The 6,142-nt window shown below is 44.1% G+C and carries 5 protein-coding genes and 1 tRNA gene; 5 read left to right on the forward strand and 1 reads right to left on the reverse strand.

Going from position 1 to position 6,142, the window contains the following annotated elements:
* Positions 1 to 55 precede the first annotated feature (55 nt).
* The 4 genes from sepF to cobT all read left to right on the forward strand — a co-directional run bounded on the left by sepF (position 56) and on the right by cobT (position 4,556).
* A complete protein-coding gene (sepF, locus tag EO95_RS06975) occupies positions 56 to 436 on the forward strand; it encodes a cell division protein SepF (protein ID WP_048133502.1) in 381 nt (126 codons plus the stop codon).
* Entirely contained in the window at positions 433 to 1,083 is a 651-nt protein-coding gene (locus tag EO95_RS06980) for a ZPR1 zinc finger domain-containing protein (RefSeq protein WP_048133503.1), read from the forward strand. The genes sepF and EO95_RS06980 overlap by 4 nt, the downstream gene beginning before the upstream one ends.
* A 476-nt stretch (positions 1,084 to 1,559) precedes the next feature.
* Positions 1,560 to 3,002: a proline--tRNA ligase gene (gene proS, locus EO95_RS06985; protein ID WP_048133504.1), complete on the forward strand. Its 1,443-nt coding sequence runs from the start codon at positions 1,560 to 1,562 to the stop codon at positions 3,000 to 3,002.
* Between the two features lie 504 nt (positions 3,003 to 3,506).
* Entirely contained in the window at positions 3,507 to 4,556 is a 1,050-nt protein-coding gene (gene cobT, locus EO95_RS06990) for a nicotinate mononucleotide-dependent phosphoribosyltransferase CobT (RefSeq protein WP_048133505.1), read from the forward strand.
* Positions 4,557 to 4,911: 355 nt separating this feature from the next.
* On the opposite strand, the gene EO95_RS06995 is transcribed toward cobT, so the two are convergent.
* Positions 4,912 to 5,151: a hypothetical protein gene (locus tag EO95_RS06995; protein ID WP_048133506.1), complete on the reverse strand. Its 240-nt coding sequence runs from the start codon at positions 5,149 to 5,151 to the stop codon at positions 4,912 to 4,914.
* Between the two features lie 894 nt (positions 5,152 to 6,045).
* Here EO95_RS06995 and EO95_RS07000 point away from each other — a divergent pair.
* Positions 6,046 to 6,118 (forward strand) — tRNA-Asn (locus EO95_RS07000).
* Positions 6,119 to 6,142: the final 24 nt, after the last annotated feature.

A 6,142-nucleotide genomic window follows, 5' to 3' on the forward strand; every position in this document is an offset into this window, starting at 1 on the left:
TCCCAATATAGGACAGTACTATCCAAATTTAAAAAAATACAAAAGGCGTGCATAAATGGCAAAACTCATAGACAAACTCCTTGGCGGCAATGTAAAAAGTTCAACCAGTGCCGAAGATTACACTGAAATTGACCTCAGCAAATATGAAGAAGTCCTTGAGGCCGAGCCTGCAGAGACTTACGTAAAAATTGCAGAAGTTTCAAGCATCAACCAGATATCCGCACTCAAGCAGGAGATTTACAACGGGAACATCCTTATGATTGACATCTCAAACATCAGAAGCGATGACCTGCTTAGGGACAGGGTTTTAAAAGAGCTGAAAGATGTTGTTGTCGATGTTCATGGAGATATTGCAGGTGTCAAAGGAAACACTGTGATTGTAACTCCTAATGGCATTAAAATCGACAGATCAAAGATTATTGGTGGAAAATATTGAATCAGGATTATTTTAAGAATGAAAACTTTGAGACAAGGACCATCTGCCCTCTGTGTCAGAAAGACCTTGTAATGAAGTGGCAGAGAGATAATATTCCCTATTTAGGGGAGATCATGTACATAACTGCAAACTGCCAGTGCAGTTTCCGTTTTACAGATACCATGATCCTCTCCAGTAAAGAGCCCATGCGCTATGAGCTGTTAGTTGAGAATCTGGAAGACCTGAATGCAAGAGTCGTCCGCTCAACCTCAGGAACGATTCGCATTCCGGAAATGGGGATTGCTGTCGAACCCGGCCCGGCGTCTGATTCGTATATAACGAACGTCGAAGGTGTGCTGCAGAGGGTTCAGAATGTCCTTATGACTGCGAGCAGATGGGTACAGGAAGATAAAGATGAAGAGAAGTTCGCCCGCAGCCAGGAACTCCTGTGCATGCTCAATGAAGTAATCGATGGCAAGAGAACGATCACAATCATCATTGAAGACCCGCTCGGAAACAGCGCAATAATTTCGAAAAAGGCTGTTGCTACCAAACTCTCAAAGGAAGAGGCTGAGGAGCTAAACACCGGCATGATAGTTTTCGATGTTGACAAATCCGAACTTGCACATGATGTTTCGGACAATGTACAGCCCCTCGGAGGAGATTAATTCTTTTATCCGATTTTTTAACAGCCCTGACATGATTCCGGGGGTCGAGCCCCCATAATTGATTTACTTTTAATTCAATAAAGGCAAACACGTCAAGGGCTATACAGGCATTTTTCTGTCCAGATAAAGTAGCAGGGATGCCGCACAAGGTGCAAAATAAAGAAAAGCCATATGCAGAATCTTCCGGATAGGCAACCGGACGGAAAAATATCTATGTGCCTGACCATTCAGACCTTTACGGCACCCGGAAGCCACATTTCCCAAAGTTCCATTATTAGAGTAATAACATTTCATAATACACAACAGTAGCTCAGAATACGTAACAACGTCCCATTATAAGGTAACAAGTCAACTACCCTGAATAAAGACTCAGGAGTTTCCTGCTGAGGTTTTATGACGCGTTATATCTGGACTAAAACGTTTCATATAAGGTTTATCATAAAAATTAACTGAGATCACGATAATACGGTGAAGGCATGGCAGAAAGCGAAAAAGAAGCAGCACTCCCTCCAAAAGAGGAATTCAGCGATTGGTATAACGATCTCCTGTGGATGGCAGAAATAATGGACGTCCGCTACCCTGTAAAGGGGCTTTATGTCTGGTACCCCTTCGGTTTTGCCATCAGGAGAAACACTTACAACATCATCAGGGAAATTATGGATAACAGCGGGCACCAGGAGGCTCTCTTCCCCCTGCTTATCCCCGAAAATGAGTTCATGAAAGAAGCCGAGCACATAAAAGGCTTTGAGGATGAGGTATACTGGGTCACCCACGGAGGAAAAGATCCTCTTGACGTGCCTCTGGCTCTCCGCCCCACAAGTGAGACTGCCATCTATCCGATGTACAAAATCTGGATAAGGTCTCATGCGGATTTCCCCCTCAAGATCTATCAGATAGTCAATACTTTCCGCTACGAGACAAAGCATACCCGCCCCCTGATAAGGCTCAGGGAGATTACTTCCTTTAAAGAAGCCCATACCGTGCACGCCACCTGGGAAGACGCCGAAGCCCAGGTAAAGGAAGCAGTTGAGCTTTATACCGAGATATATCGCAGGCTGGGAGTTCCTGTGCTCCGCTCAAGGAGACCTGACTGGGATAAGTTCCCGGGCGCCGACTACACCGATGCTATTGATGCCATGATGCCTGATGGAAAGACTCTTCAGATAGGCACTGCCCACCACCTTGGCGACAACTTTGCAAAGACTTTCGATATCAAGTACGAAGCCCCTGACGGCGAACAGCGTTATGCCCACCAGACCTGTTACGGGATTTCAGAGAGGTGTATTGCAGCCACAATCTCCATCCACGGAGATGACAAAGGGCTTGTCCTGCCTCCCGAAATCGCACCTGTTCAGGCAGTCATTATCCCGATCATCTTCAAGAAAGGAGCAGCCGAGGTGCTTGCGGCCTGCAAGGATGTCCAGGAGCGCCTGAAGAAAGCAGGAATGAGGGTTGAAATCGATGCAAGCGACCTGCGCCCTGGGGCAAAGTACTACAAGTGGGAAATGAAGGGAGTGCCCCTAAGGCTTGAAATCGGGCCTCGAGACCTGGAAAATAATGTGGCTGTGGCGGTAAGAAGAGACACCGGAGAAAAAGAGCAGATCCCTCTGCCTGAAATTGAAGCAGGAGTGCTTTCGAAGTTTGAGGCAATCCATGAAAGCCTCTACGAAAAGGCAAAAACGGGACTTGAAAACCGCATCTTTGACTGCACTGAAATTGAGGAAGTAAAGGAAAAGATCCAGAAAGGGGTTGCAACAATCCCCTGGTGCGGCAAAAGAGAGTGCGGACTTGCAATGGAAGACCTGATAGGAGCAGGCATCCTGGGAATTCCCCTGACCCCGAGAGGAAAAGGAAAGGAGAAATGCCCTTCCTGCGGAGAAGAAACCGAAACCCGCGTTTACGTTGCAAGAACATACTGAGTCCGGTAAACGCCTTTTCTTAGAAATTCAGCCGGAAAAGAATATGGGGCAGCTGCACCCCATATTCCGGACATTTTCTTCTTATACCGCTTACTTAAAAGAATCCGGACTTATAGAAATAAGTGGAAATTAAACAAAAAAAATCCATCAGACAATTATAATTCTATTTTTTAAAAAAGATGGCCACCCTTCCCGGGAAGGCACCCTTTTAGGGCAGTAACATCCATTTAAACAACCCGGAGACAGTACCACATTTATACATTGAAAGTGCCCTCAAACCTTTACTCAATTGATCTTTATTATGCAGTTCACAGCGACGAAGCAACAGGCCACGAAATAGGAGTAAAATAAAGTAAAGTTAATTTGAGTAGAATCAAATTATAATTGAGTGCCGATAAATATTAAATACTAAGTCGAAGAATTCTTCACTAGACTTTGAGGAGATTTACATCAATTTATCTTAATATTGTGTGAAACTTACGTTAATTTCATAGAGGAGATATTATGTCCTGGATCGAACCGGAAGTAACGAAAAAGCCTAAAAAACCGATGTTTTTATGCGTACTTTCCAATACCAAAACCGCACACATCCCGAAGCTCTCTGCAGCAGGGAAAACGGCTGAACTTACGGATTATACGCCTGCAGGGGACGCGGAACTTATGGAAACGGGGAACATTATCAGTGTACCGGTGCTTCCCATGACTCCTCCTTATGATACTCCTACTCCTGCGATCATGACCCGTTCAGCGCTGAAGCTTACGGACGCTCCCTACCATTTCATTAATTCCGGTCTAATAGTTACTCCGGATGTCCCGTGCATTGACCTGAAAGCAAAGCCCGGAGAGGACATCCGGGAGGCGATTGCAGTAAGAGATGTACAGGGCATCTACGAGCGGGCAAAATTCCTTGCCAAGAGGCTCAGAAACCAGACAGACCACGTAATAATCGGGGAAAGCATCCCCGGAGGCACAACAACAGCGATGGGAGTTTTAACAGCGCTCGGGTATAACGGAAACGTCAGCAGCAGTGCAGATGAAAACCCTCTTGAACTCAAGAAAAAGGTTGTTGAAGAAGGTATGAAAGCCTCATGCCTGACATTTGGCTGTCTGAAAGATGACCCTATGAAAGCTGTTGCCTGCATGGGAGACCCCATGATGCCTGCTGTTGCGGGCCTTGTTGCAGGTTTCCAGGGCACCGAGATCAGTGTTGTCCTTGCCGGCGGAACTCAGATGGCAGCAGTCTACGCGGTTATCAAACACCTGGGCTTTAACACCGAAAAGCTCTCAATTGCAACAACCCGCTATGTAGTAGAAGATAAATCCGCACATTTTGTCGAGATCACAAGAGCCCTGGGCGTACCAGTAGTCTATGTTGCTGACCCTGGCTTTGGGAAATCATCCCTTAAAGGGCTTCAAAGGTACGAGACAGGCACAATCAAGGAAGGCGCAGGTGCCGGAGGTGCCATGTATCTTGCAGGCCTTTTCGGGATCTCCCAGGATGAGTTCCGGACCGAAGTGGAAAACGTTTGCAAATTGCTCAAAGCCGGACAGTGAAAAAGTAAACGGTTTTTTCAGCAAAATATAACGTTTCTTTTACAGATTCCACTTCTCTTCATTTTTTTGCAGAGAGAGTTGTAATCAATCATCTTGACGAGATTTACTTTTTTACGCGTTTTGTCCGGCAGGTTTTTCCGACAAAAACTAGCTTGCTTTATCCAGTGCGACTCCAGTTAAGAAATAGAGCAAAAGAGCAGAAAACCTGGAAATGAATAATGATGAGTTTCATATATCCAGAGCTAAAAAATATTATAGCTATTAAAAAAGTAAAAATTTAGAGCCTTTTCAGGCTCATTTTCAAAAAACTAAATTTGAATATTCTAACTTTCCCGTGCCAAAAACTTTTTTCAGGTCAGGTCTCTACCATAGCATTCCGGGCGTTTTCAGAGACCTCCAGCTCTGTAACAGAAGACACCCTTTGGGCAGCCAGTGGTTTCTGAGCATGAGTCATGCCACTTTCCCCGGAGAAACAGACCTCAGAACTCATGCGTCCGCAACTCCTGCAGTAGTAGAAAACATTAGAATCTATAACCTGGCGTTTCAGCTGGACCTTGCATTCACTGCAAACCATAGGAACACTGAAATTTTCCATGCAGACTCCTCAGTCATATATCATGATTGAGTCGAGCCTTGCAGTGCCTGTTTTTGTCCAGTACTTGCAAATGCTACAGTACTGCATTCCACCATCTTGACTCAATTTAAGCTTAGCGTTGCATTTTGGACATATTTTTAGATGTTTCGTGAATAAGCCCCCTTATTCTCCATTTTTAACCTGTGAGGTTAAGAGGCCAGAAGCGCGATAGGACCCGAAGAGTGCCTTTAATATCAGAAAAAGCCTGAAAAGATACCCAACAGTACAGAGAGCAACTGACCTTAAACCCCTGATGCTAACATTACTATAAAGCCCGAAGCGGCTTTTATACTGGTTGAAATCCCCCGGACAGGTCCTTAAATAAAGGAGTTTTAAGCTAAAATGAATTTACGTTGCTTAAAACAAAGCCTATCCGACTTCGATACTTAAAGCTGTAAAAAGCTAATCAAATATATTATTCATGATAGGATATAAGGTTTGTCTCGCAAATAAATATTGACATTAAAATAGGCGGAAAAAGGAATCCTTAGAGATACTATAAAAAGGAAGCAGAAACTTAAAGAAAAAAGAAAATATAGACCGGATTAAGACATTAGTTGAATAGACATTAAATTGAAAGGGAATCAAATAATAGATCGCAGGTGAATGAAGATTAAATTCAAAGATATCAAATAGATATAGTAGATGAATGAAAAGTAAATTGAAAGAAAATCAAATAAAGGCATTGGTAAAATGACATTATGTCGAATAGAATGTACTTACTGCCGGCAGATTTCCCCAAGGTTACCCCTTACTACAGTTTGTGAGAAGGGCGTCAAGCGAAATATATAAATAAGATCATCGCTTTAGGAATGTTCGCGAGAGGTGGGCAAAAAAGCACACCCGATACCAGAAGCCGCTTTAACTCAGTTGGTAGAGTGTCTGGCTGTTAACCAGAATGTCGTAGGTTCGAGCCCTGCAAGCGGCGTAAAACTTTTGCATATACTATAGC

Origin of the sequence: Methanosarcina sp. 1.H.T.1A.1, assembly GCF_000979295.1 — an archaeon.
GTDB lineage: Archaea > Halobacteriota > Methanosarcinia > Methanosarcinales > Methanosarcinaceae > Methanosarcina.